The organism is Thermocrispum agreste DSM 44070 (assembly GCF_000427905.1).
Taxonomy (GTDB): Bacteria; Actinomycetota; Actinomycetes; order Mycobacteriales; family Pseudonocardiaceae; genus Thermocrispum; species Thermocrispum agreste.
This window is the reverse complement of record NZ_ATYX01000009.1, coordinates 1-24134: the sequence shown is the minus strand read 5'-3', so window position 1 is coordinate 24134 and position 24134 is coordinate 1. Positions and strand designations below refer to the sequence as shown.

At 69.9% G+C, this 24134-nt stretch carries 14 protein-coding genes and 3 pseudogenes; 15 read left to right on the top strand and 2 right to left on the bottom strand.

What is annotated here, in order from left to right:
* Positions 1-270: 270 nt before the first annotated feature.
* Genes YWY_RS0107480 through rpiA form a run of 4 tightly spaced genes read left to right on the top strand, consistent with a single transcriptional unit; the run spans position 271 to position 4714 of the window.
* Positions 271-1722, top strand: coding sequence for an aldehyde dehydrogenase family protein (locus tag YWY_RS0107480; RefSeq protein ID WP_028847103.1), 1452 nt, complete (start codon positions 271-273; stop codon positions 1720-1722).
* 33 nt (positions 1723-1755) lie between these two features.
* The gene (gene xylB / locus YWY_RS0107475; protein WP_028847102.1) at positions 1756-3264 is read left to right on the top strand and encodes a xylulokinase; all 1509 of its coding nucleotides are present in this window, start codon (positions 1756-1758) and stop codon (positions 3262-3264) included.
* Positions 3258-3914, top strand: coding sequence for an HAD family hydrolase (locus YWY_RS0107470; RefSeq protein ID WP_028847101.1), 657 nt, complete (start codon positions 3258-3260; stop codon positions 3912-3914). Before xylB ends, YWY_RS0107470 begins: the two co-directional genes overlap by 7 nt.
* Positions 3915-3940: 26 nt before the next feature.
* A complete protein-coding gene (gene rpiA / locus YWY_RS0107465) occupies positions 3941-4714 on the top strand; it encodes a ribose-5-phosphate isomerase RpiA (protein WP_028847100.1) in 774 nt (257 codons plus the stop codon).
* On the opposite strand, the gene YWY_RS24020 is transcribed toward rpiA, so the two are convergent.
* Positions 4697-4951, bottom strand: coding sequence for a hypothetical protein (locus YWY_RS24020; protein WP_156899143.1), 255 nt, complete (start codon positions 4949-4951; stop codon positions 4697-4699). The genes rpiA and YWY_RS24020 overlap by 18 nt on opposite strands.
* Positions 4952-4974: 23 nt before the next feature.
* Between YWY_RS24020 and YWY_RS0107460 the strand changes: the two genes are divergently transcribed.
* Positions 4975-5706, top strand: coding sequence for an MIP/aquaporin family protein (locus tag YWY_RS0107460; RefSeq protein ID WP_028847099.1), 732 nt, complete (start codon positions 4975-4977; stop codon positions 5704-5706).
* A gap of 43 nt (positions 5707-5749) precedes the next feature.
* Here the strand turns inward: YWY_RS0107460 and YWY_RS0107455 are convergent, their stop codons facing one another.
* Positions 5750-6601, bottom strand: coding sequence for a helix-turn-helix transcriptional regulator (locus tag YWY_RS0107455; protein ID WP_028847098.1), 852 nt, complete (start codon positions 6599-6601; stop codon positions 5750-5752).
* Positions 6602-6770: 169 nt separating this feature from the next.
* Here YWY_RS0107455 and YWY_RS0107450 point away from each other — a divergent pair, with 169 nt between their 5' ends.
* The 10 genes and pseudogenes from YWY_RS0107450 to YWY_RS0107405 all read left to right on the top strand — a co-directional run bounded on the left by YWY_RS0107450 (position 6771) and on the right by YWY_RS0107405 (position 24002).
* Entirely contained in the window at positions 6771-7547 is a 777-nt protein-coding gene (locus YWY_RS0107450) for an SDR family NAD(P)-dependent oxidoreductase (protein WP_028847097.1), read from the top strand.
* A gap of 155 nt (positions 7548-7702) precedes the next feature.
* Positions 7703-10969 carry an exodeoxyribonuclease V subunit gamma gene (recC, locus tag YWY_RS0107445; RefSeq protein ID WP_028847096.1) on the top strand — a complete coding sequence of 1089 codons (3267 nt, stop codon included), beginning with the start codon at positions 7703-7705 and terminating at the stop codon, positions 10967-10969.
* On the top strand, positions 10966-14208 hold the full coding sequence (locus tag YWY_RS0107440; protein WP_028847095.1) for a UvrD-helicase domain-containing protein: 3243 nt from the start codon (positions 10966-10968) through the stop codon (positions 14206-14208). Before recC ends, YWY_RS0107440 begins: the two co-directional genes overlap by 4 nt.
* Positions 14205-16025, top strand: a complete 1821-nt coding sequence (recD, locus tag YWY_RS0107435) for an exodeoxyribonuclease V subunit alpha (protein WP_028847094.1) — start codon at positions 14205-14207, stop codon at positions 16023-16025. The genes YWY_RS0107440 and recD overlap by 4 nt, the downstream gene beginning before the upstream one ends.
* Before the next feature lie 269 nt (positions 16026-16294).
* Positions 16295-16501 (top strand): annotated as a pseudogene (locus tag YWY_RS23640) (hypothetical protein); the annotation flags it as partial.
* A gap of 41 nt (positions 16502-16542) precedes the next feature.
* Positions 16543-17219: pseudogene (locus YWY_RS25015) on the top strand (thioredoxin family protein).
* Positions 17220-17243: 24 nt separating this feature from the next.
* Positions 17244-17699, top strand: a pseudogene (locus tag YWY_RS20795) (peroxiredoxin); the annotation flags it as partial.
* Between the two features lie 131 nt (positions 17700-17830).
* Complete coding sequence (gdhA, locus tag YWY_RS0107415) at positions 17831-19189, top strand: NADP-specific glutamate dehydrogenase (protein ID WP_028847092.1); 1359 nt, start codon at positions 17831-17833, stop codon at positions 19187-19189.
* Between the two features lie 204 nt (positions 19190-19393).
* Entirely contained in the window at positions 19394-22225 is a 2832-nt protein-coding gene (locus tag YWY_RS0107410; protein WP_038044770.1) for an AfsR/SARP family transcriptional regulator, read from the top strand.
* Between the two features lie 340 nt (positions 22226-22565).
* Positions 22566-24002, top strand: a complete 1437-nt coding sequence (locus tag YWY_RS0107405) for a BAR domain-containing protein (RefSeq protein ID WP_028847090.1) — start codon at positions 22566-22568, stop codon at positions 24000-24002.
* Positions 24003-24134 lie beyond the last annotated feature (132 nt).

Below are 24134 nucleotides of genomic sequence, written 5' to 3'. Positions count from 1 at the left end.
ACGCAGCAACGGAAGGTGCCGGGCTGGGGCCTCCGGCGTGGACGCCGGGCGCAGGTCCCGTGCAGCCGCCCCCGGCGACGGGACGGTCAGCCGTCGGTAGGCGAGAGGCTGGTGGATCGCATGCGAGCATGGGCGGGCGCTCGTCTCGGCGGGTATACGGCTCCGGTCATCCGGTAGGCCGGGTGACCGGGCAACGGCCGCGCGAGGCTCCGTCGATCCGTTTCTCGAACAGTCCGCTGACCAACGCGAAGGGGCTCAGGAGTATCAGCCATGTCATCCCTCACCACCCCGATCACCTGCCGCAACTTCTATGCCGGCACCTGGCACGACGGCTCCGGCGACGTCATCGAGCGGAAGAACCCGGCCACCGGTGAGCTGGCGGCGATCGCGCCCCGGTCGCAGGCCGGCGACGTCGACGCCGCGGTGCAAGCCGCTGCCGAAGCGTTCCGCACGTGGCGCAAGACGCTGCCCGCTGAGCGTGCCGGGTATCTGCACCGGCTGGCCGAGGAGTGCAGCCGCAGGGTCGACGACATGGCTGCGGCGATCACCCGCGAACAGGGCAAGCCGCTCAACGAAGCGCGCGGGGAAGTGCGCAAGTTCGTCACCGCGCTGCACTATTACGCCGAGGAAGCCACCCGCGTCTTCGGCCGCACCATCCCCAACGACGTCGGCGGCTTTCTGAGCATCGTGCAGAAGGAACCGATCGGACCGGTCGCGGGCATCGCGCCGTGGAACTACCCGATCGAGCTGATCGGCTGGAAGCTGGCCGGGGCCACCGCGGCAGGCTGCACCATCGTCATCAAGCCGTCGGAGTACACGCCGGGGTGCGCCCAGATCCTCTCCGAGTGCGTGCAGGCCGCCCTGCCTGCGGGCGTGGTCAACTTCGTCTACGGCGACGGCGGCACCGGTCAGGCGCTGGTGTCGCACCCCAAGATCACCAAGGTCGGGTTCACCGGCTCGGCCGCCACCGGCCAGCAGATCATGCGCTCGGTCAGCGGCATCACCGCCCTGTCCCTCGAGCTGGGCGGCAGCTGCCCGATGATCGTCACGGCCAAGGCGGACCTCGCCGCCGCGGTCAAGGGCGCCACCCGCCGGTCGTTCCGCAACGCCGGGCAGATCTGCATCGCCATCAACCGCATCTACGTCGAGCAGCCGGTCTACGACGAGTTCGTCTCGGAGCTGGCGGCGGCCGCCGACGCGCTCGTCGTGGCCGACGGCATCAAGGACCCGGACGCCGACGTCGGGTCGATGACCATCGACGAGACGTTCCAGCGCACCCTCGACCACATCGCCGACGCGCGCAAACGCGGGGCGTCGGTGGTCGCGGGCGGCGACCGGATCAACGAGCTCGCACCCGGCTTGTTCGTCCGGCCCACGGTCGTGGCGGACACCCCTGACGACGCCCTGGTGATGAGCGAGGAGACCTTCGGCCCGCTCGTCGGCGTCGCCCCCTTCACCGACCTCGACGACGTCATCGCCCGTGCCAACGGCGTGCCGGGCGGTCTGGCGGCGTACGTCTACACCCAGGACACGCGGGAGACCTTCGCGTTGGCCTCGGATCTGGACTTCGGCAACGTCGCGGTGAACAACGTCGACGCCGGAATCATCAACGCACCCTACGGCGGCCGCCGGGAAGCCGGCTTCGGCTACGAGCACGGCCCCGAGGGGCTCGAGTCGTACCTGCAGCTGAAACACATCAGGCTTCACCACGGTGCGCGATGACGCCGTGCAACGGAGCGCGGAAAGGATCCCAGCATGTTGATCGGTATCGACCTCGGAACGTCGACCTGCAAGGTGATCGCGGTCGACGACCACGGTGAAGTCGTCGCCAAGTCCAGCCGCGACTACCCCATGATCAACCTCCGCCAGGGGTGGGCCGAGCAGGACCCGGCCGAGTGGTGGCGGGCCACCGACGAGGCCGTCGCGGCGGTGACCGCGCAGCTTCCGCAGCGCGGCCGGGAGGTCAAGGCCATCGGGCTGTGCGGCCAGATGCACGGTCTGACCGCACTCGACGAGTCCGGCGCTCCGTTGCGCCACGCGATCCTGTGGAACGACCAGCGAGCGGCTCCGCAGTGCGACTGGATCACCGAACGGGTGGGCGGCCTGGCCGAGCTGCTGCGGATGACCAGGAACCGGATGCTGCCCGGGTACACCGGCGGCAAGATCATCTGGTTCCGGGAGAACGAGCCCGATCTGTTCGAGCGCACCGTGCGCATCCTCAACCCGAAGGACTACATCCGGCTGCGCATGACCGGAAACTACGTCACGGACGTCTCGGACGCCTCCGGCACCGGGCTGTTCGACGTCGCGCGGCGCGTGTGGTCCGACGAACTGCTGTCCCGGCTGGAGATCGACCGGTCGCTGCTGCCGGACGTGGTCGAATCGATCGACGAAACCGGCACCCTGCGGGACGAGCTGGCCGAGCGCTGGAACATCCCCACCGGCACCAAGGTGTTCGGCGGTGGCGGCGACGCGGTGATCCAGACGACGGCGATGGGCCTGGTCGACCCCGGCCCGGTGGGCTTCACCATCGGGACCGCGGGTATTGTCGCAGGCGGGGCGTCCACGTGCCCGGAGAACCCAGGCGGCCGGGTACAGGTCTCCTGCGGCAACGCGCCCGGCCGTTGGCACATCATGGGCGTCTCGCTCAGCGCGGGCGGCGCGTTCCAGTGGTTGCGCGACGCCCTCGCACCGGCCACCACGACCGACCCGGTGACGTTCGAGCGGCTGGTCGGACTGGCCAAGGAGGTCAAGCCCGGCTCCGACGGCCTGCTGTTCCTGCCTTACCTGCTGGGGGAGCGTTCCCCGCACATCGCGCCGGAGGCGTCGGCATGCTGGTTGGGCCTGACGCCGATGCACAAGCTGGGCCACCTCGCGCGCAGCGTCATGGAAGGCGTGCTGCTCAACATGCGCGAGATCCTGGAGGTGTGCACGCAGGCCGGTGTGCCGTGTGAGCGGATCGTCGCCTCCGGCGGTGCGAGCAGCGAAGGGCTGTGGCTGCAGATGCTCGCCGACGTGCTGAACCGGGAGACGGTCACGGTGACCGGCGCCGCCGAAGGCGGTGCCTACGGAGCCGCGCTGGCCGCCGGCGTCGGCTCGGGGGTGTGGCGCGACTTCGACGAAGCACTGAAGGGCGTGTCGGTGGAGCGGACGTTCGTTCCTCAGCAGGCCAACGCGGAAACCTACGACCGAGTCTTCGCCGTCCACCGCAACCTCTACACCAACCTGCAGCCGGTGTACCAGGAGGCCGCGGCGTTGTGCTGAACGAACGGAATCCGGCGCCGTCCGCGGTGGTGTTCGACCTCGACGGCACGCTGGTCGACAGCGCGCCGGACATCACCGACGCGCTGAACATCGCGCTCACCGCGCACTCTCTGGACCGGCTCGACGTCGAGCAGGTTCGTCCGCTGCTCGGCCTAGGCGCCCGTGAACTGGTCGCACAAGCGGTCACCATCGCTGGCGGCCAGGAGCCGGACGTCGAGGGTGTCCTTGCCGATTACGCCGCTGCGTACGAGGCGAAGCCGGTGGAGGCGACCACGGTCAACGCCGACGCCATCCCGGCTCTGCGGCGGCTGCGGGCAGCAGGCGTGAAGATCGGCGTCTGCACCAACAAGCGGACACACATGGCTCGAGCCGTGCTCGCCGGGACCGGGCTGGCCGACCTGGTGGACGTGGTCGTGGGTATCGACGCGACCCCGCAGGCCAAGCCCGACCCGGCGCACCTCGCGGCGGCGCTGGAGGCGCTGAACGTCGCCCCGTCCGAGGCGATCTACGTCGGCGACACCGAGATCGACGCCCGGACGGCACGCAATCTGGGGGTGACCTACCGGCACGTGGCGTGGGGGAGCCCGGTCGAGGACTGCCCGGTCATCGAGCGGTTCGCCGACGTGACCGGCCCGACGCCGATGTCGTGATCGAACGGCTTGCACAGGAGAAGCGAATGGAACCGCGCACTGCACAGGACAAGGCCAAGTGGACGGCCGGGAAAGCGGCCATCGACGCCTACGTGCGGGACGGCATGAAGCTGGGGCTCGGCTCAGGCACCACGTCGCACTGGTTCGTCCGGGCGCTGGGCCAAGCGGTGGCCGACGGGCTGGACGTGGTGGGCGTGCCCACCTCGACCGCCACACGTGACGTGGCCAAGGAGGCGGGCGTGCCGCTGACCACACTGGCCGAGGTCGACCGGCTCGACCTGACCATCGACGGTGCCGACGAGATCGACCACGACGGCGCGATGATCAAAGGTGGCGGGGCCTGCCTGCTGTGGGAACGCATCGTCGCCGACGCGTCCGATCGCATGGTGGCCATCGTCGACGACAGCAAGCTGGTCGACACGCTCGGTGCGTTCCCGCTGCCCATCGAGGTCGTCCCGTTCTCGTGGGAATCCACGCGCCGGTCCATCGCGCGCCTGCTGGCGCATCACGGCTATGCGGACCCGGAGCTGCGGTTGCGCACCCGGGACGGTGAGACCGTGGTCACCGACAGCGGGAACTACATCATCGACGCCCACCTGGGTGCGATTTCCGATCCGCTGGTGCTGGACGCCGAACTGAACTGGATTCCGGGCGTGGTGGAAAACGGTCTGTTCACCGGAATCGCGGACGAGGTCGTCATCGGTTCGGCGGACGGGACGCACGAGATCCGCGACGTCGGTTCCGCGCCGTCGGCGCGGCCGACGACCACGCGGCGCGGCCGTTCAGCGCAGACCGGCTGACCTGGGCATCCAGTAGCTCAGCGGGGATCGCGGCGGCTGTGCCGTGATGGGCGCGGTGACGGTCACGCGTCGTTCGTGATCCGCCGTCGCCTCGGCGGCGTGCCGCCGGAAAGTATTTCTCTTCTTCGACGTCGCTACCGCCGGGAATTCTTCGGGTGGTACCGGCGTGCCGTTTTCCGTCGATTTTTCGTCAGATTTCGTCAGATTTGTCAATTTCTCCGTCAATTTCTCCGTCAATTCGACACAGTGTGGGGTGATCCGTGGCCGACATCTTCTTCTCCGAGGCGCTGGGCAGCATGCTGCTGTTGCTGCTCGGCTGTGGTGTGGTCGCCAACGTCGTGCTGGCCAAGTCGAAAGGGTTCGCAGGCGGCTGGCTGCTGATCAACTTCGGCTGGGGTCTCGGTGTGTTCGCCGGCGTGTACGCCGCCGCGTACTCCGGGGCGCATCTGAACCCGGCGGTCACCGTCGGCCTGTGGGTGGCGGGCGAGGACTTCGCCGAGAACGTCCCGGCGACGTTCGGCAACTTCGTCGTCTACTTCGCCGGACAGCTGGTGGGCGCGATCGTCGGTGCGGTGCTGACGTTCGTGGCCTACAAGCGGCACTTCGACGAGGAAGGGGACCCGGCGGCCAAGCTGGGTGTGTTCGCCACCGGACCGGCGATCCGCGCCTACGGATGGAACACCGCCACCGAGGTCATCGCCACGTTCGTGCTGGTCTACGTGGTGCTGGTGTTCGGCAACACCCCGAGCGGGCTCGGCCCGCTCGCGGTCGCGATGCTGGTCGTCGGCATCGGTGCCTCGCTCGGCGGGCCCACCGGTTACGCGTTGAACCCGACCCGCGACCTCGGCCCGCGCATCGCGCACGCGCTGCTGCCCATCCCGAAGAAGGGTTCGTCCGACTGGGCCTACGCGTGGGTTCCGATCGTCGGGCCGATGCTGGGTGGTGTCATCGCCGGGCTGTTGTCCACCGTCACGCCCACCGTCGTGTCCTGACGCCGGCGTCTTCCGTGACCGACCGGGTCGCAGGATCACCGGGTCAGCCCGGCCGGGCCCCGGAGAGATCCTGCAACCCGACCACGGAGAGAAGGTCGAGACGCTCCGCGTCGGTGCTTCCCGGTTCGGCCGTGTAGACCATGATCCGCAGGTCGCTGCCCGCCACGCTCAGCACGTCGCAATCCAGCGTCACGGCGCCGACGAGCGGGTGGTCGACGGTCTTGCGGGAAGTTTCGTGAACGCCGGCGACTCCGGTGTCCCACAGCTCGGCGAACAGCGGACTGCTCGCGTACAGGTCGGCGATCAGCCGCTGCAGCCGGGGGTCGGCCGGATACCGGCCGCCGGCGGAGCGGAGATCGCCGACCAGGGCCGTTTGCAGGGCCCGCAACGACTCGGGCGTGTGGCGCACGCGCCCGGGGGAACCGTGGAAGTTGCGCCACACGGCGTTGCGGTGGTGGCCGTGCCATCCGGACGGATCCCCCATCAACGCGGAGTAGCTGGGGTTGGCCATCAGCAGCGTCCACATGGCGTCGAAGACCGCCACCGGCGTCCCGCGGAGACGGTCCAGCAGCCGCTGCACGCTCGGCGTGAGGTGAGTGGGAATCCGTTCGGGACCCGGCGGCTGCAGCCCGGCAAGGACGAACAAGTGCCCGCGCTCGGCGTCGGACAGCCGGAGGGCCCGCGCCAGCGCGGCGACGACCTGCTCGGACGGCGCGGAAGCACGACCTTGCTCGAGCCGCACGATGTAGTCGACCGAGATCCCGGCGAGCATCGCCAGCTCCTCGCGCCGCAGCCCGGGGACTCGCCGGTTGCGCCCGCGCGGAAGGCCGACGGTGTCCGGGGCGATGCGATCGCGCCAGCGCCGCAGGGCTTGGCCGAGTTCGGTGGACGACACCCTGCCAGTATTCCTGGCGGCGGCGCAGCCTGCCTGGTACCGGCATTCCCAGGACGACCGGTCGCTGGTGGAAAGCGGTCGCCGGGGCCATGCTCGAGTCAGCCCGTCGGGGCCTGCCGTGTTTCGGCCCCGATGCCGATCCACGACTCGACAAGGACGGACCTGCCTCATGAGCGAACTCGCCCTGGTCACCGGCGCCACCTCAGGCATCGGGAACGCCTTCGCCCGCCGGCTGCTCGGCGACGGCTGTCACGTGATCGCGGTCGGCCGGCGCCAGGACCGGCTGGACCAGCTGGCCGCCGCGTATCCCGGAAAGGTGCGGACCGTGGCCGCCGATCTGGCCACCACCGCCGGAATCGACGCGGTCGCGGAACTGTGCGCCACGGAGCCGCTGGACGTGCTGGTGAACAACGCAGGGGTCGCCCACTACATGCCGCTGGCCGACCTGCCCGCCGCCAAGGCCGCCGAGCTGGTCGCCGTGAAGGTCCTGGCGCCGACCCTGCTCGCCCGCGCCGCCGTGGGGCCGATGGTCGAGCGCGGCCGGGGAACGATCGTCAACGTGGCGGGCATGATCGCTTTCAGCGGGCCGGCGCCCCACACCCAGATGCCGCGCCGCGTCGTCTACGCCGGCGGGCTGGCCTACCTGGTCACGATGTCGCAGACCCTCAGCGCAGAACTGGAGGGCAGCGGCGTGCAGGTCCAGGTGTTGTGCCCGGGGGTGGTGGCCACGGAGTTCCACCAGCGCCAAGGCATCGACATGAGCGCCGTGCCGAGGATGAGCGCCGAGGACGTGGTGACCGCCAGCCTGCGCGGCCTCGAGCTGGGTGAGGTCGTGTGCGCTCCCGGAGTCGAAGACGCCGCTCTGCTCGACGCGGTGGGCGAGGCCGAACTGGCTGCGTTCTACGGGCAAAGCCCGCAACTGGCCAGCCGGTACCGCAGCGCGTAAGACCCGGGCTGCCTGCGGTATCTCACCGCGTCGGCGCGTCCGCTGCTCGGGCGGCATCACGCGGCTCGCGGGAGCGCAATGCCACGGAACCGTGGTCCCGGTTTGCTACAACTGCCGTGCGAGACGAACCCACTCGCGGAAACGGCAGGTCGGGCGTGTTCACGGTGCATCGCGCGGAGCGAGCAGACACCCTTGTCGGGGCGCTGACGGAGCTGCTGGCGACGCCACCGTCCGACGTGTTCGCGCCGGAGGTCATCGCGGTCCCGGCCAAGGGCGTGGAGCGGTGGCTGGCCCAGCAGCTGTCCCAGTCGCTCGGCGTGGCGGCCAACATCGCCTTCCCGCATCCCAGTGACCTGGTTGCCGGCGCCGTCGCGGGTGTGCAGGGAATCGATCCGGACGACGATCCATGGTCACCGGGCCGGCTCGTGTGGACCCTGCTCGAGGTGATCGACGACTGCACAGGCGAGCCGTGGTGTGCGATGCTGGCCCGCCACCTCGGCGTCGGCGACGAGGAGCAGTCGCATCGCCGCGGCCGTCGCTACAGCACCGCCGAGTCCCTGGCCCGGTTGTTCACCGCCTACGCCGAGAACCGGCCCGGCATGCTCGTCGACTGGGCCGCCGGCGGTGACAGCGACGGCGCCGGCGGATCGGTCGATCCGGATCTGCGGTGGCAGGTGCAGCTGTGGCGGCGGCTGCGCGAACGCATCGGGACGCCCAGCACCGCCGAACGCCTGACGGACACCTGCGCCACGCTGGCTGCCGACCCGAGCGTGATCGATCTGCCCGCGCGGCTGTCGCTGTTCGGTGCCACGCGACTGACCCGCGCGCAGCTGGCCGTGCTCGAAGCTCTCGCCGTCCACCGCGACGTGCACCTGTGGCTGACCCACCCGAGCCCGGCCATGTGGGACAAGCTCGCCCGCCGCCCGGCCCCGCAGCGGCGTGCGGACGACGACAGTGCGCTGGCCGTCGACCACCCGCTGCTGGCCAGCCTGGCCAGGGAAATCCGCGAACTGCAGCACCGCCTGCCCGGGGCGGACGTGCACCATCCGGGCCAGGACCCGGCCTCAGGGGTGCTGGCGGCCGTCCGCGCGGACATCGCGGCCGACCGCCCTCCGGGTTCGGCCGGGCGGGTCCCCAACGACGACAGCATCCAGATCCATGCGTGTCACGGTGCGGCCCGGCAAGTGGAAGTGCTCCGCGAGGCCCTGCTCGGCCTGCTCGCCGCCGACGACACGCTGCAGCCGCGCGACATCATCGTCATGTGCCCGGACGTGGACACGTACGCGCCGCTCATCGCTGCCGCGTTCGGGCAACCCGACGTCGCCGAACACCCGGGCCACCAGTTGCGCGTGCGGTTGGCGGACCGGAGCCCGGCGCTCACCAATCCGCTGCTGGACGTGGTGTCGACGCTGCTCCACCTGGCCGATGGCAGGGTCACTGCGAGCGAAGTCCTCGACTTGGCCGCGCGCGAGCCGGTGGCTCGCTGTTTCGGCTTCGCCGGCGACGACCTGGAGACGCTGCGCAGGTGGACCGTCACCGCAGGTGCGCGCTGGGGATTGGGCCCGCGCCAACGCGCCGCGCACGGTCTGGCCGGCGTCCCGCAGAACACTTTCGACACCGCGCTCAACCGGCTGCTGCTCGGCGTCGCCGCCGACGAGACGGACCTGGCCTGGCTGGGCTTGGCGCTGCCGCTGGACGACGTCGATTCCAGCGACGTGGATCTCGCCGGTCGATTCGCCGAGTACGTCGACCGGCTCGGCGCCGTCCTGGACCGGCTGACCGGAGAGCACCCGGCGCCGGAGTGGACCGCCACGCTCACCTGGGCGCTCGACATGCTCACGAAGGTCCCGGCCACCCAGACCTGGCAGCGCCTGCAGGCCACCAGGGAGCTGACCGCAGCCACCGAACACGCCGGTGACGTGCGGCTGCGCCTGCCGGACGTCCGGGCGATGCTCGCTCGCCGCCTGGCCGGGCGCCCCACCCGGTCCAACTTCCGCACCGGGGAAATGACGGTCTGCACCCTCGTCCCGATGCGCTCGGTGCCGCACCGGGTCGTCGCGGTGATCGGCCTGGACGACGACGCATTCCCTCGGACCACGGCCGCCGACGGCGACGACGTCCTGGCCCGCGACCCCTGCCTCGGGGAACGCGAGCCGCGCAGCGAAGACCGGCAGCTGCTGCTGGACGCGATCCTGGCCGCCACCGAACACCTCATCGTCTGCTACACCGGCGCGGATCCGGTCACCGGCGCCACCCGGCCGCCCGCCGCCCCGCTGGCCGAGCTCGTCGACGTCGTCAAAGCCACCGTCATCGACCCGGAGCAGGTCGTCACCCGTCAGCCGCTGCAGCCGTTCGACCCGGCCAACTTCGTCCCGCCGGAGCCGTTCAGCTTCGACCGGCACGCCTTCTCCGGTGCCCTGGCGTCCCGAGACCAGGCCCCGGCCCCGCGGCTGCTGGAGGCACCGCTGCCTGCGACGACGAAATCGGACGTCGACCTGGACGACCTCGTCGCGTTCTTCCGCAACCCGGCACGCGCGTTCCTCCGCCAGCGTCTCGACGTCACGGTGACCGACCCGGCCGACGACGTCGACGATGCGCTCCCGTTGGCCGTGGAAGGCCTGCACCGCTGGCAGATCGGGGACCGGATGCTCACCGCGGTTCTGGCCGGTGCGGATCCGGAGGCGCTGTGCCAGGCCGAGCTACGGCGCGGCACGCTGCCTGCGGGCAGGCTGGGTTCGACCGCTCTCGGCGCCATCAGGGACAGCATCATCGCGCTGCACAGCGCAGCGACGCAGTATCTGCGCCACCCGCCGACGAGCGTCGACGTGGCCGTCGATCTCCCTGACGGTCGTCGGCTCACCGGCACCGTGCCGGACGTCCGAGACAAGACCCTGGTGACCGTCCAGTTCTCCGCTTTGGCGCCGCAGCATCGCTTCGCCGCGTGGCTGCGCCTGCTGGCGGTCGCCGCGACGACCGGAGAACCGGACTGGCAAGCTGTCACCATCGGACCCCGGCAGGCCGGGGCACCGACCGCCCGCCGGTCGGCGCTCACCGCCCCCAGCGACCCGGAGCACCTTCTGCAGCAGCTCGTCGACGTCTACGACAAGGGACTGTGCGAACCGCTGCCGTTGGCGCCGAAGACGGCGGAGAAGTACGTGAGCCGCCGGATGGCAGGGGAGAGCGTCACCGAAGCCATGGCCGACGCGCGAGCAGTGTGGACGACGACGCGCGGTGGGTACGGCGAGAACAGCGACGCCGCCGTTCGCTACCTCCATGGACCGGACATGCCGTTCGCCGAACTGTGGGCGACGCCGCCCGGCGCGGACGAGCGGTGGTACGACGACGAGCCGAGCCGGTTCGGCGCGCTGGCCCGCCGGATCTGGGAGCCGATGCTGATCGCGGAAACGGCAGGTCTGGTGTGAGCGCGCGCGGCCGCTTCGACCTCACCGGACCGTTGCCGTCGGGCACCACGGTCATCGAAGCCAGCGCGGGCACCGGCAAGACTTACGCCATCGCCGGGCTGGCCACCCGCTACCTGGCCGAAGGGCTGGTGGATCCGCCGGAACTGATGCTGGTCACGTTCGGTCGTGCCGCCACCCACGAGCTGCGGGAACGCACCCGGGCCAGGATCGCCGCCACGGCCGCAGCGCTGGCCGATCCCCGGCAAGCCCGCTCGGACGAGGACCGCCTGTTGGCCTACCTGGCCGACGCCGACGACGAGGTCGTGCGCCTGCGGCGCAGCCGCCTGCTGCGGGCGTTGTCGGACTTCGACGCGGCAACCATCGCCACCACCCACAGCTTCTGCCAGCAGATGCTCGACGGACTGGGGATCGCGGGGGAGCGCGAGCCGGACGCCGTGCTCGTCGACTCCGTCGACGATCTCGCCGAGGAGGTCATCTCCGACCTGTACCTGGCGCGATACCGCAACGACGAATCGCTGCTGCCGCTCGACGAAGCACGAGCGGCAGCCCGCGCAGCCATCCGCGACGGCCAGGCCCGCCTGGTGCCCGACCCCGACGACGACTCCGTCGCGGGCCGCCGGGTGGCGTTCGCCTTGGCCGCACGTGCGGAAGTGGAACGACGCAAGCGCCGCCTCGGCATCCGGGACTTCGACGACCTCCTCGTGCTGCTGCGCGACACGCTCACCCACCCCGAGCACGGACCCGCGGCCTGTGCGCGCATCCGGCAGCGCTACCGCGTCGTGCTGGTCGACGAATTCCAGGACACCGACCCAGTGCAGTGGGAGGTGCTGCGGCTGGCATTCCACGGTCACCGCACCCTGATCCTGGTCGGCGATCCCAAGCAAGCCATCTACGCCTTCCGCGGCGCCGAAGTGCTCGCCTACCTCGACGCGGTCCGCCAGGCCGATCAGCACCTGGAGCTGAACGTCAACTGGCGTACCGACGCCGGTGTGCTCACCGCGCTGGAACGGGTCTGCGGCGGGGCAGCGCTCGGCCACCCGGAGATCGTCGTCCACCCGGTGGCCGCACAACACACCAAGCGTCGGCTGCCGGGAGCCCCGCTGCGGCTGCGGTACCTCAAGCGCACCGACTGCCCGCCGTTGAACAGGAACGGGTTCCCCGCTGTGGACGCGGTGCGGCAACGCATCGCGGCCGATGTCGCCGACGACATCGTCGCTCTCCTGCAGGACGCACCCACCTTCGTCGACCGCGCCCTCGTCCCCAGCGACATCGCCGTCCTGGTACGTAACCGCACGCAGAGCGCTCTCGTCCGCGACGCTCTCCGCCAGGCAGGCGTGCCGTGCGTGCAGACGGCCGGCAACAGCGTCTTCGCCGCACCCGCAGCCGAGGCATGGCGGCATCTGCTGCAGGGCATCGAGCGACCACATCGCTCCGAACGCGTCCGGCTGGCGGCGCTGACGCCGCTGATCGGGATCACCCCCGCCGAGCTGGATGCCGGCGGCGACAAACTGGTCGACGAGCTGACGAGTCTGCTGCGTGAACTCGGCGCCACATTCGCCCGGCACGGCATGGCGGCGTTGTTCGAACGGCTCGCCGCCCGGACCGGGTTGAACGAACGCATCCTCCGGCAGGAAGGCGGCGAACGCACCCTCACCGACCTGCGCCACATCGCACAGCTACTGCACCAGGAGGCTCGCACGCAGCGCCTGGGCATCACCGCACTCATCCGCTGGCTGTCGGCGCGCATGGCGGAGGATCAGCCGGCCACCTCGACCGACCGCAGCCGCATGCTCGACCGGGACAGCGCCGCGGTGCAGATCGTGACCATCCACGCCTCGAAAGGCCTGGAGTACCCGGTGGTGTACCTGCCGTTCGGCTGGGACGGCAGCAAGCCACGCGACATGAAGTCGCTCCTGCTGCACCTCGACGGCCACCGTGTGCGCGACGTCGGTGGCCCGACCGGCCCGGGACATGCCGACAGGAAGAAGCAGCACCAGCGGGAGGAGGCCGCCGAGGATCTCCGTCTGCTCTACGTCGCCCTCACGCGCGCGATCTCCCGCGTCGTCGTCTGGTGGGCGCCGGCCACCAACACCAAGAGCGGCCCGCTGCACCGGCTCATGTTCGGCCGCCAGGCGGGGGCAGAGCCCACTGCCACCGCGCCGGTGCCGTCCGACGCCGAGCTGGATCGGGTGGTCGCCGAGTGGGCACGCGACAGTGACGGTGCGATCGCGGTCGAACGGGTCCCGGTGGACCGCGTGGCGCGACGCTGGCAGCCGCCCGCCGAACCGCGGCACGACCTGGCCGTGGCCACGTTCGACCGCGCACTCGATCAGATCTGGCGACGCGGTTCCTACAGCGCACTGACCGCGGCAGCGCACACTCATCCCGGCGTGGCCAGCGAGATCGACGACCGTGCCACCCTCGACGAACCCGAGCCGCCTGCCATCGAACCCCCGGGGTCCCGCACCGACAGTCCGACCGCGTCCTTGATGAACGACCTGCCCGCCGGGGCGGAGTTCGGCACCCTGGTGCACTCCGTGTTGCAGGAGGTCGACACCTCCGCGGCCGATCTTGCCGCCGAGGTGCGGTTGCGCTGCGAGCGGGCGGCCGCCCGCACCATGCCGTCGGTCGACGTCGACCTGCTGGCGCGGGCACTCACCGCCGCCCTGCGCACGCCGATCGGTCCGGGCGCCCTCGCCGACATCCCGCCCGCCGACCGGCTCGCCGAGCTGGAATTCGAGTTGCCGGTCGCGGAAACGATCAGCGTGCGGCACATGGCCGACACGATCCGTGCGCACCTGCCCGCGGACGACCCGCTGGCCGCCTACCCGGATCTGCTCGGCGAGTTGACACCGCCACCGCTGCGCGGATTCCTCACCGGCAGCATCGACGCGGTGCTGCGACAGCCGGGCCCACGGTTCACCGTGGTCGACTACAAGACCAACAAACTCGTCGCGGGCCCGGTCGACGCCACCGACTACACCCAGCAAGCGATGGCCGAGGAGATGCTGCGCGCCCACTATCCGCTGCAAGCCTTGCTCTACCTGGTGGCGCTGCACCGGTACCTGCGCTGGCGCATGCCCGGTTACACCCCCGAGCAGCACCTCGGCGGCGCCAAGTACTTGTTCGTGCGCGCCATGATCGGCCCGGACACGCCCCCCGGATGCGGCGTGTTCACCTGGTCCCCGCCCGCGTCGGCGGTGACCGCACTGTCCGACTTGCTCGAGGGGCGGCGATGACCGACCTGGAGACCTACCGGACCACCGGCCTGCTGCGCACCTTCGAACAAGCAGGGGTGCTCGCCCCGGCCGACATCCACGTCGCCACCCGGCTCGGCGCCTTGGGCCGGGAGGATCGCGAGCCGGTGCTGCTCGCCGTCGCGCTGACCGTGCGGGCCTTGCGGCTGGGATCGGTGTGCGTCGAAGTGGACCGCATCGCCGACCTGGCCGCCGACGCCGAGGTGGCCGGCCTGCCGTGGCCGGACCCCGCGGAACTGCTGGCCCAGTTGCGCGACAGCCCCCTGGTGCGCGGCAGCGACCAGGGGCCGTTGATCCCGCTCACGCTCGTACGCAGCGAGACGGGATGGCTGCTGTTCTTCACCCGGTATCACCGCGAGGAACAGACCATCCGCCAGGCGCTGGCCGAGCGGGAGCGTACCCGCCCCGAGCTCGACCTGGCCGCAGCCCGGGCCCAGTTGGACGTGCTGTTCCCGGCCCGCGGCGGACCGGACCGGCAACGCATCGCGGCGGCACTGGCCGCCACCGAGTGGACCACCATCGTCGCCGGCGGGCCGGGCACCGGCAAGACGCACACCGCCGCGCGCATCCTCGCCCTGCTGTACGCGGTGCACGGGCCGTCGTTGCGCGTCGCACTGGCCGCTCCGACCGGGCGGGCAGCCGCGCGCATGCAGGAATCCGTCCGGCAGCAAGCCGCCGAGCTCCGGCTACCGGCCGACCTGGTCGCGACCACGCTGCACCGCCTGCTCGGCCTGCGTCGGGACAGCCGCAGCCGCTTCACCCATCACGCCCGGCACCGGCTGCCCTACGACGTGGTCATCGTGGACGAGACCTCGATGGTCTCACTGACCCTGATGGCCCGGTTGATGGCGGCACTCCGCCCGGACACCCGGCTGATCCTGCTCGGCGACCCCGACCAGCTCGCCTCGGTCGACGCCGGCGCGGTCCTCGCCGACCTGGTCGCCCGGCCCGTCGACCGTGCCGCCAACCCCGCGCTGAGCAGACTGGCCGACCTGGACGGCACCGCAGACACCGGAGAGCCGCCGCTGAGCGACCAGGAACGCCTGCGGCTCCGGGCGGGCATCGTGCGGCTGCATCGCGGCCACCGGTTCTTCGGCACCATCGCCGAGCTGGCCGACGCCGTCCGCCGCGGCGCCGCCGACGAAGCCTTGGCGCTGCTGCACGGCGGAGACGACGCGGTGCGGTTGCATCAGCCGACCGAACTGGCCGAGCTGCGCGCCGACCTCACCGCGACCGCGCGTCAGCTGCAGAGCGCGGCCGAAGCCCACGACCTTGCGTCCCTCGACCACCACCTGCACGCCCACCGCATACTGTGCGCCCACCGCGAGGGCCCCTACGGCGTGCAGGAGTGGAATCGCCGCGCCATCGACTGGGTCGGTGCGGCGACCGGCCATCCGCTGGATCCGGACCGGGGCTACCCCGGGCAGCCGCTGTTGGTCACCGAAACCGACTACGACGTCGGCGTCAGCAACGGCGACACCGGCATGGTCCTCCGGCGCGACGACGGTCTCGTCGCACGGTTCGACACCGGCGTCGAGGTGCATCCCAGCAGGCTCAGCGGGGTCCAGACCGCCTACGCGATGACCATCCACCGCAGCCAAGGCAGCCAGTACGACACCGTGTCGATCGTGCTGCCGGAAGAAGCGACCCCGATCCTCACCCGCCAGTTGCTCTACACTGCGATCACCCGCGCCCGGCACCGCGTGCGCATCATCGGCACGGACGACGCGGTGCGCGGCGCGATCGAACGGCAGGCGCTGCGTGCTTCCGGGTTGAGCAGGCGTGTGCTGAGTTCCTGATCGCCGACGTGGGACGTCGGCCGGCGCTGCTGGACGGATCCCCGCGAGGCGACCACGGCCGACGGTGACGCCGTGATCAGCACCGGCGAGCGACCTGGCGGGCACGGCAAACCGACCATTACGGAGGACGGCTGACGGTGTGGCCGCCGCGGCGTGCGGCCATTGTCAACTGGCCGAAACATTCGGTCGTCCACCAGTAACAGCCGCTGCCTAGTTTCGTCGCCGTGACAGCGGCACCGTACACCGAAGCAACCGGCGCCCGCCCGCCGATCGGCGAACCGGCGGGGACGCAGGTCGACACGCACTGCCCGTACTGCGCGCTGCAGTGCGGCATGACACTGGTGCCGGACGGCACCGGCTCGGTGCAGGTGCGGGCGCGTGACTTTCCGTCGAACGGTGGCGGGCTGTGTCAGAAGGGCTGGACCTCGGCGACGCTGCTGACCTCGCCGGACGGCTCCAGCACGTCGTCGTGCAGGCGTTCGATCTGGTCGGCGAGGTGACCGAGCAGATCGGGGGCATGCTGGCGCCACCCGCCGCCGCGGTGCGGATGCCGTGCAGGATGCGACGGTCGGTCACCGCGCTGCGGGGCAGGATGACCGCCACGCGGCATTCCACGGCGGCGGGCAGCTCCTTGTCGTGGATCTCGTCGACCGCCAGCACCACGGGAGCGCCGACGTCGCGGGCAACCCCGCGCAGCAGCCGGATCCCCGGCACGGACAGCCGGTCGAGCACCGTCCGCACCGTTCGACACAGCCGTAGCAGCCGTATCCCAACGAAAGGCCGGTCGATGGAAACCACGCAAAGCGGCATTGTCGCGTTGACCACGGACAACTTCCACGACGTGGTGAACACCGACGACGTCGTCGTCATCGACATCTCGGCGACCTGGTGCACCCCGTGCCGGGCGTTCACCGCGGTGTTCGACGAGGCTGCCGCGGAAACGCCGACGACGTCGTGTTCGCCACCATCGACACCGACGCCCAGCCGGAACTGGGCGAGGCGTTCCGCGTCGAGTCGATCCCGACCATCGCCGTGATGCGCGCAGGCGCGGTCATCTTCATGCACGAAGGATCGCTGAGCGCCACGGCACTGCGCGACGTGATCAGGCAAGCGCGCGCCACCGACGTGGAGAAGGTGCGCGCTTCGATCGCACGTTCCCGAACGGCCGGCGAGCACCAGCCGCCGGACAACTGACCGAACTGCCGAGGAGGCGGGCCCATGGCGCTCGAACCTGGTGAACGAGCCCCGGATTTCACGTTGCCGAACCACCGGCTGGAGCCGGTGACCCTGTCGTCTTTCGTCGGAGAGAAGAACGTCCTGATCGTCTACTACCCACGCGCGTTCACCCCGATCTGCCGGGGCGAACTGTGCCAGCTACGGGACGAGATCCAGATCTACAAGTGGTACAACGTGCAGATTCTGGGGGTGTCGGTCGATCAGCCGTTCAGTCTGCGCGCATGGGCCGAGGAACAGGGATGTCCGTTTCCGTTGTTGTCCGACTTCTGGCCACACGGCGAAGTGGCGACGACCTACGGGACGTTCGACGACGCCAATGGCGTCGCGCGGCGCGGCACGTTCCTGATCGACTCGCAGGGCATCATCCGGTTCGCCCACGTGCAAGACCAGGACCAGCCGCGTGACCAGCGGACATGGAAGGAAGCGGTGGCCAAGCTGCTCGACCCGGATCCCAGCTACCAACCGGCCATCACCGTGCCTGCCGCGACCGGGGAGTGGATCTCGCTCGACCACGACGGCGAGGGCGATGCCGATGCCGGATCGCACGGAGTTCGCTGCTGAGGTGCGTCATGGCGGTCAGCGATCACGTGGATTTGCCGACGTTTCTTGCCGGCGTGCGCAAACGCAATCCGGGGCAGCCGGAATTCGTGCAGGCCGTGCAGGAAGTGGCCGAGGACGTCTTCGACTACATCGCCGACAAGGCGGTCTATCACGAGTACCAGATCCTGCGCCGGATCGCCGAACCGGACCGGGTGGTCAGCTTCCGCGTGTGCTGGGAGGACGACCGGGGCAACATCCGGCTGCAGCGCGGCTGGCGGGTGCAGAACAACAACGCGATCGGCCCGTACAAAGGGGGCATCAGGTTCCACGCCTCGGTCACCGAGAGCGTGCTGAAGTTCCTGGCGTTCGAGCAGACGTTCAAGAACGCGCTCACCGGGCTGCCGATGGGTGGTGCCAAAGGCGGGGCGAATTTCAACCCGAAGGGCAAGTCCGACCACGAGATCATGCGCTTCTGTCAGAGCTTCATGACCGAGCTGTACCGGCACGTGGGTGCGGACGTGGACGTCCCGGCAGGCGACATCGGGGTGGGTCCGCGCGAGATCGGCTACATGTTCGGACAATACAAGCGCATCACCAATTCGTTCACCGGCGTGCTCACCGGCAAGGGCGTGGAGTACGGCGGGTCTCCGATACGCACCGAAGCGACCGGGTACGGCGTCGCGTACTTCCTGGCCGACATGTTCCGCACACGCGGCTGGGATCTGGACGGCAAGGTCGCTGCCGTGTCCGGTGCAGGAAATGTGGCGCTGCACGCGGCGGAGAAGCTCACCCAGCTCGGCGCCCGGGTGGTGACGCTGTCCGACAGCACCGGGTTCGTCCACGATCGCAAAGGGCTCGACGCGGAAAAGCTGGCATGGCTGAAGGAGCACAAAGCCGGCAAGCGCGCATCGCTGGCCGGCTACGTCGCTGCGTTCCCGGACGCGGAGTTCTGTCCCGATCGGCGGCCGTGGGGCGTGGAGTGCGATGTCGCCGTTCCCTGTGCCACCCAGAACGAACTCGGCGGCGACGACGCACGAGAACTGCTCCGCAACGGGTGTGTCGCCGTCGTCGAAGGCGCGAACATGCCCTGCACCCTGGAGGCGGTGCACCTGTTCAAGGAAGCAGGCATCCTCTACGCCCCCGGCAAGGCGGCGAACGCGGGCGGGGTGGCCGTCTCCGGCCTGGAGATCAGCCAGAACGCCACGCGCCGGCCGTGGACACCGCAACAAGTGGAGGACGAGCTGGTGAAGATCATGGCGCGCATCCACGACCAGTGCGCCGAGCACGGTGAACGCTTCGGCACCGGCCGGATCGACTACGTGCGCGGGGCCAACATCGCGGGCTTCAAACGGGTGGCCGACGCGATGCTCGCGTTCGGCGTCGTCTGATCGGCCCGCGCAAAGTCGCCAGGCTCCGCAATCCGGGACGTCCGTTCTGATCGATTGGTTCGTTTTTCGTGGTGGCCGGGCAGCCGGCTGGCGCACAAGGGACGAAGGCCTGCACGGCTGGTCACCCGTTCGTGACGGCCGGGATAATGACATTCCCCGGGACATTCCAGGGCGCCCGCTGGCCAATCGATGGAGCAGAACAGCGTGAACGGGACGGGCGGCGACTCGTTGTGGATCCAGCTGCTGGGTGAGGTGCGGGCGTGGCACGCCGGCCGGGAGGTGGCGCTGGGGGCGCCCAAACAGCGCGGCCTGTTCGCGCTGCTGGCCATGCGCCACGGCCACCTCGTGACGGTCAGCGAGATCATCGATGCGCTGTGGGGCGAGACGCCACCGGGTTCGGCCGAGGGCAGCATCCACACCTACGTCCACGGCCTGCGCAAAGCATGGGAGGCGGTGGGCGTCACCGGTCTGCTGGTAAGGGCGGGCGGCGGCTACCAGCTCGAGGTGACTGCCGATCAGGTCGACGTGGCGGTGGTCGAGGCGTGCGCGGCCGATGCGCGGCAGCTGGCCGCGCAGGGCCGAAAGCAGGAAGCAGCGCGCCGCCTGCAGCGGTGCCTGGGGCACTGGCACGGAACCCCGCTCAACGGCGTGCCCGGGCCGATGGCGGAAGCGGAGCGCAACCGGCTGACCGTGCTCCGGCTGAACCTGATCGAGGAGCGCGCCGGGCTGCTGCTCGACGAGGGCGGTCACCGCGAAGTGCTCGACGAACTCACCGACGCGGTGCAGGCGGATCCGCTGCGCGAGAGCCTGCGCGGCCAGCTGATGCTGGCGCTCTACCGCAGCGGCAGGCAGGCCGACGCGCTCGCGGTGTTCGAGGAAGGCAGGCGGGTCCTGGCCGAGGAGCTGGGCATCGACCCCGGCCCCGAGCTGAAAGCCCTGCACACGGCGATCCTGCGATCCGACCCGAGCCTCGCGGTGACGACGGCGAAGCCGAAGCCGCCACCGCGCACCACGGTGGTGCCCGCCCAGCTGCCGCACGCGGTCACCGGTTTCGTCGGCAGGCGTGACGAGCTGGCCATGCTCGAGCGCTGGCGGGAGCCGTCGTCGCCGGGGGTGCAGACGCTGGTCGTCTCGGCGATCGACGGTGCGGGCGGAATCGGAAAAACGGCACTGGCCCTGCAGTTCGCCCAGATGGTGCGGGAGGACTATCCGGACGGCCAGCTGTATGTGAACCTGCGCGGTTTCGATCCGAGCAGGCAGCCGCTGACGGCCGCGGAAGCGCTGACCCAGCTGTTGCAGGGGTTCGGGGTGACCACGCAACCCGGGACGGTCGACGCGCAGGCGGCGCTGTACCGGAGCCTGGTGGCGGACAAGCGGGCGCTGATCATGCTCGACAATGCGGCATCCGCCGACCAGGTGCGGCCGCTGCTGCCCGGCTCGTCGAACAGCCTGGTGCTGATCACCAGCCGGAACCAGCTCGGTGGCCTGGTGGCGCGAGACGGGGCACGCCGGTTGACCCTCGGCTTGCTCACCCAGGCGGAGGCACTGGACCTGCTGCGGCAGCTCATCGGCGCCGAACGGGTGGATGCGGCACCGCACGCCGCGGAGGAACTGGCCAAGTTGTGCGGCTACCTGCCGCTGGCCCTGCGGATCATCGGTGTTCAGGCGTCCGGGCGAACCGAGCAGAGCCTGGACGACGTGGCCAAGGAGCTGCGCGCGGTACAGCACCGGCTGGACGCGCTCGCCATCGAGGACGACGAGATGGCCTCCGTGCGTGCGGTGTTCTCCTGGTCGTACCAGGCGCTCAAACCGGAGCTGGCGGCCGCGTTCCGCATGTTCGGGCTGCATCCGGGCCAGGATTTCGCGATCGAAGCGGCGGCGACCCTGGCGGACGTGACCGTGGACGAGGCCGAGCGGATCGTGCGCAGCCTGTGCGAGGCGCACCTGCTGGAACGAACCGGCAAAGGGCGGTACCGCTTCCACGACCTGCTCCGGTTGTATTCCACCGAACTTGCCGAGAAGCACGATCCGGTGGAAGTGCGACGCCGCGCGCTGCGACGGCTGATGGTGTGGTATCTGCACACCGCGCAAGCAGCGGCCAGCCACACCGGGGTGGGCCTCGGCGACGAACACTTGCCGGACGCTCCGGAGCGGGTGCCGCCGCTGTCGTTCGAGTCGACCGGGTCGGCGGCGGCGTGGCACGCGCTGGAGATCCCCAACGTCTTCGCACTCACCGAGAAGGCGGTCGAGCTGGCATACGACGACCTGGCATGGCGGCTGGTCGTCACCACGTATCCGTACTACTACTCCACCGGCCTGCTCAGCGAGTGGATCAGGCTGTTGACCATCGGGGTCGGTGCGGCCAGGCGTGACGGGGCCAAGGTCGGGCAGGCGCGGCTGCTCAACCACCTCGGCGTGGCCAGCTCACGGATCGGCAACAACGACGAAGCCGTGCAATGCCTGCAGCAGGCCATCGCGCTGCTGAACGAGACCGACGCCGATCTGTACCGGGCGAGCCTTCTCGGCAACCTGGCGTCCGTCCTGCGGGAGATGGGCAAGCCGGGGGAGGGGCTGCAGTACGCCTTGGAGGCGGCGGAGATCGCGCGGCGCCACGGCAACGACTACTACATCATCGCTTCGTTGGACATCGTCTGCGAGATCTACGTCGAGCGGGGGCAACCGGACAAGGCGCTGGAGTACGGCACGGCCGGCCTGGCGTTGGCGGACCGGAAAGGTTCCGATCTGATCGTGGCCAACCTGCGCGCCTGTGTCGCGCACGCCTACCGCGATCTCGGGCAGTTCGAACAGGCGCGAGCCGAATACGAGCGTGCCCTGGCCAAGTGCGAGTCGATCGGCGACCGCTACCACCAGGGCCGCGCACTGCTCGGGGTCGCCGAACTGAATCGGCGGTCCGGGCAGGAGTCCAAGGCACGGGAGGCCGCACAGCAGGCACTGGAGATCTTCACCAGCCTCGACGCGGAGGAAGCTGTGGTCGCCAAGGACTTCCTGGCCGGCCTTCCCCAACAGCAGCAGTGAGCCAGCCGCCGGCTGTGCTGCCGGGTGAACCGTGCGTGACGGTTGCGGGCCGGCCACTGCGCCGCTCAGCCCGTTTCCCGGCGTTTGTCTGATTAGACCGGCTTTTCGTCTGCACATTTCCGCGGCCGGGTGGATCCGCAGTGTCGATCCGGCCGTCGTAGGGCGGAAACGACCCACGGCCCCCGGTTGGTCACCCCTTCGGCGGACTGCTGCCAGTCCGTGAAGCGCAACCGTTGCGCCTCGGTACACTGCAACGGCCAATCGGCGGGCAAGATCATCACAGGGGGAGTAATCCGCTGTGGAAGCGAATCCTGAGAGCATTCGGGCATACGGGACGTACTTGGCCGCGGAGGCTGCCTACAACCTGCCGGTCATCGAGAAGTACGCCATCGACTACGGCCTGAAGACCGACAACGTCGGTGGCGCGGCCGGGTTGTTGCTCAAGCCGCTCGGGGAGGCCATCAAGAACGTCGCCCAGCCCGCGGTGGAAGGGGTCTTCGACAAGATCAGCTTCGGCATGGCCGATCTCGGCGACGCCATGATCGACGTGGCGGACAACCTGCAGGGCCGGGACGAGACCAACGCGAGCCTGTTCGACCAGTTCCACCTCGGCGACGACGAGCCGGGGGACAGCCACGGCCGCGACTACTACGGCAAGGACGGCAAGTCGGCGTTCCAGATCGCCGAGATCGACCTGCAGCCGCCCGAGGCGGAGGACGGCGGCAACAAGGACCTCACGCAGCACCTGCGCGGGCCGGCCAAGGACGCGGCGTCGATCGCCGACTGGTTCCTGGAGGCCTGGCACGAGCTGGCAGGCAAGTTCGGCCTGCCCAAGATCGGCGAGGGCGACCCGCCGACGTTCGAGACGGTCGTGCTCGACCCGCTGCTGGGTGACTTCAACGAGCTCACCAAGAACGGCAACGCCTGGAAGGCGGTCCTGGCGGACGGCTTCGCCGAGATCATCGTCCAGATGAGCAAGAACTTCCACACGCTGGTCGACAGCCACCTGTGGACGGGCGAGGCGGCGGCCGCCGCGCAAGGGTTCATCCAGCACCACTGGTCCGAGATGGTCAAGGGCGCGGCGGAGCAGATCGGCCAGTTCATCGCCGAGGCCTTCAAGAAGATCGCGGACGTGCTGGCGCAGCTGGCCGCGCGGCTGGTGAACGCCATCGGCGAGGTGCTCAACGACATCCTGGTGAACCTGATCGCCAAGCACATCACCCGCGGTCAGCTGGGCACCATCTGGGAGACCGCCAAGGCGGTCGTGGACACGTTCCTGGAGTTCTTCGGCATCGACATCGACGACAACACCATCGTCGACGTCATCGAGCGCATCGCCAGGGTGATCGGCGACATCTTCGAGGCCTACCGGACCATGAAGGAGCTGGTCGGCCAGGCCAAGGAGATCTTCTCGCTGTTCAACGAGCTCAAGGGCGCGCTGGACAAGATCCCCGAGATCAAGATGGTCAAGAACGCCAAGGAGTTCGCCAGCGAGGTCAAGCAGATCACCGAGCAGGTGCAGAACAGCGAGGCGTTCAAGAAGCTGCAGAAGGGCGCCGAGATCTACGACAAGTACGAGGGCGACTACAAAGAGGCGAAGGAACGCGCCGATCGGCTGCGCGAAGGGCTGCCCGAGGAGAACCCGCTGCCCGAGCAGGAGAAGCCCAAGAAGGAGGACTACACGCCGGTCCAGGGCCCGTACGTCAACGAGGACGATCGCCCGTACATCAAGAACGACGGCTCGGGCGAGGTCAGGTACGGCCGGGACTTCAAGTAGGCGGCGGCTGAGTGCCGAGGCACGCAGAGCACGTGATGACGTGACGGCCCAGCCGGCGCCCGTGGTCGCCGGCTGGGCGCAGTCCCCTCACCCAACACGGTCGGAGTGGTGGAATGACGTATTACGGCAGGG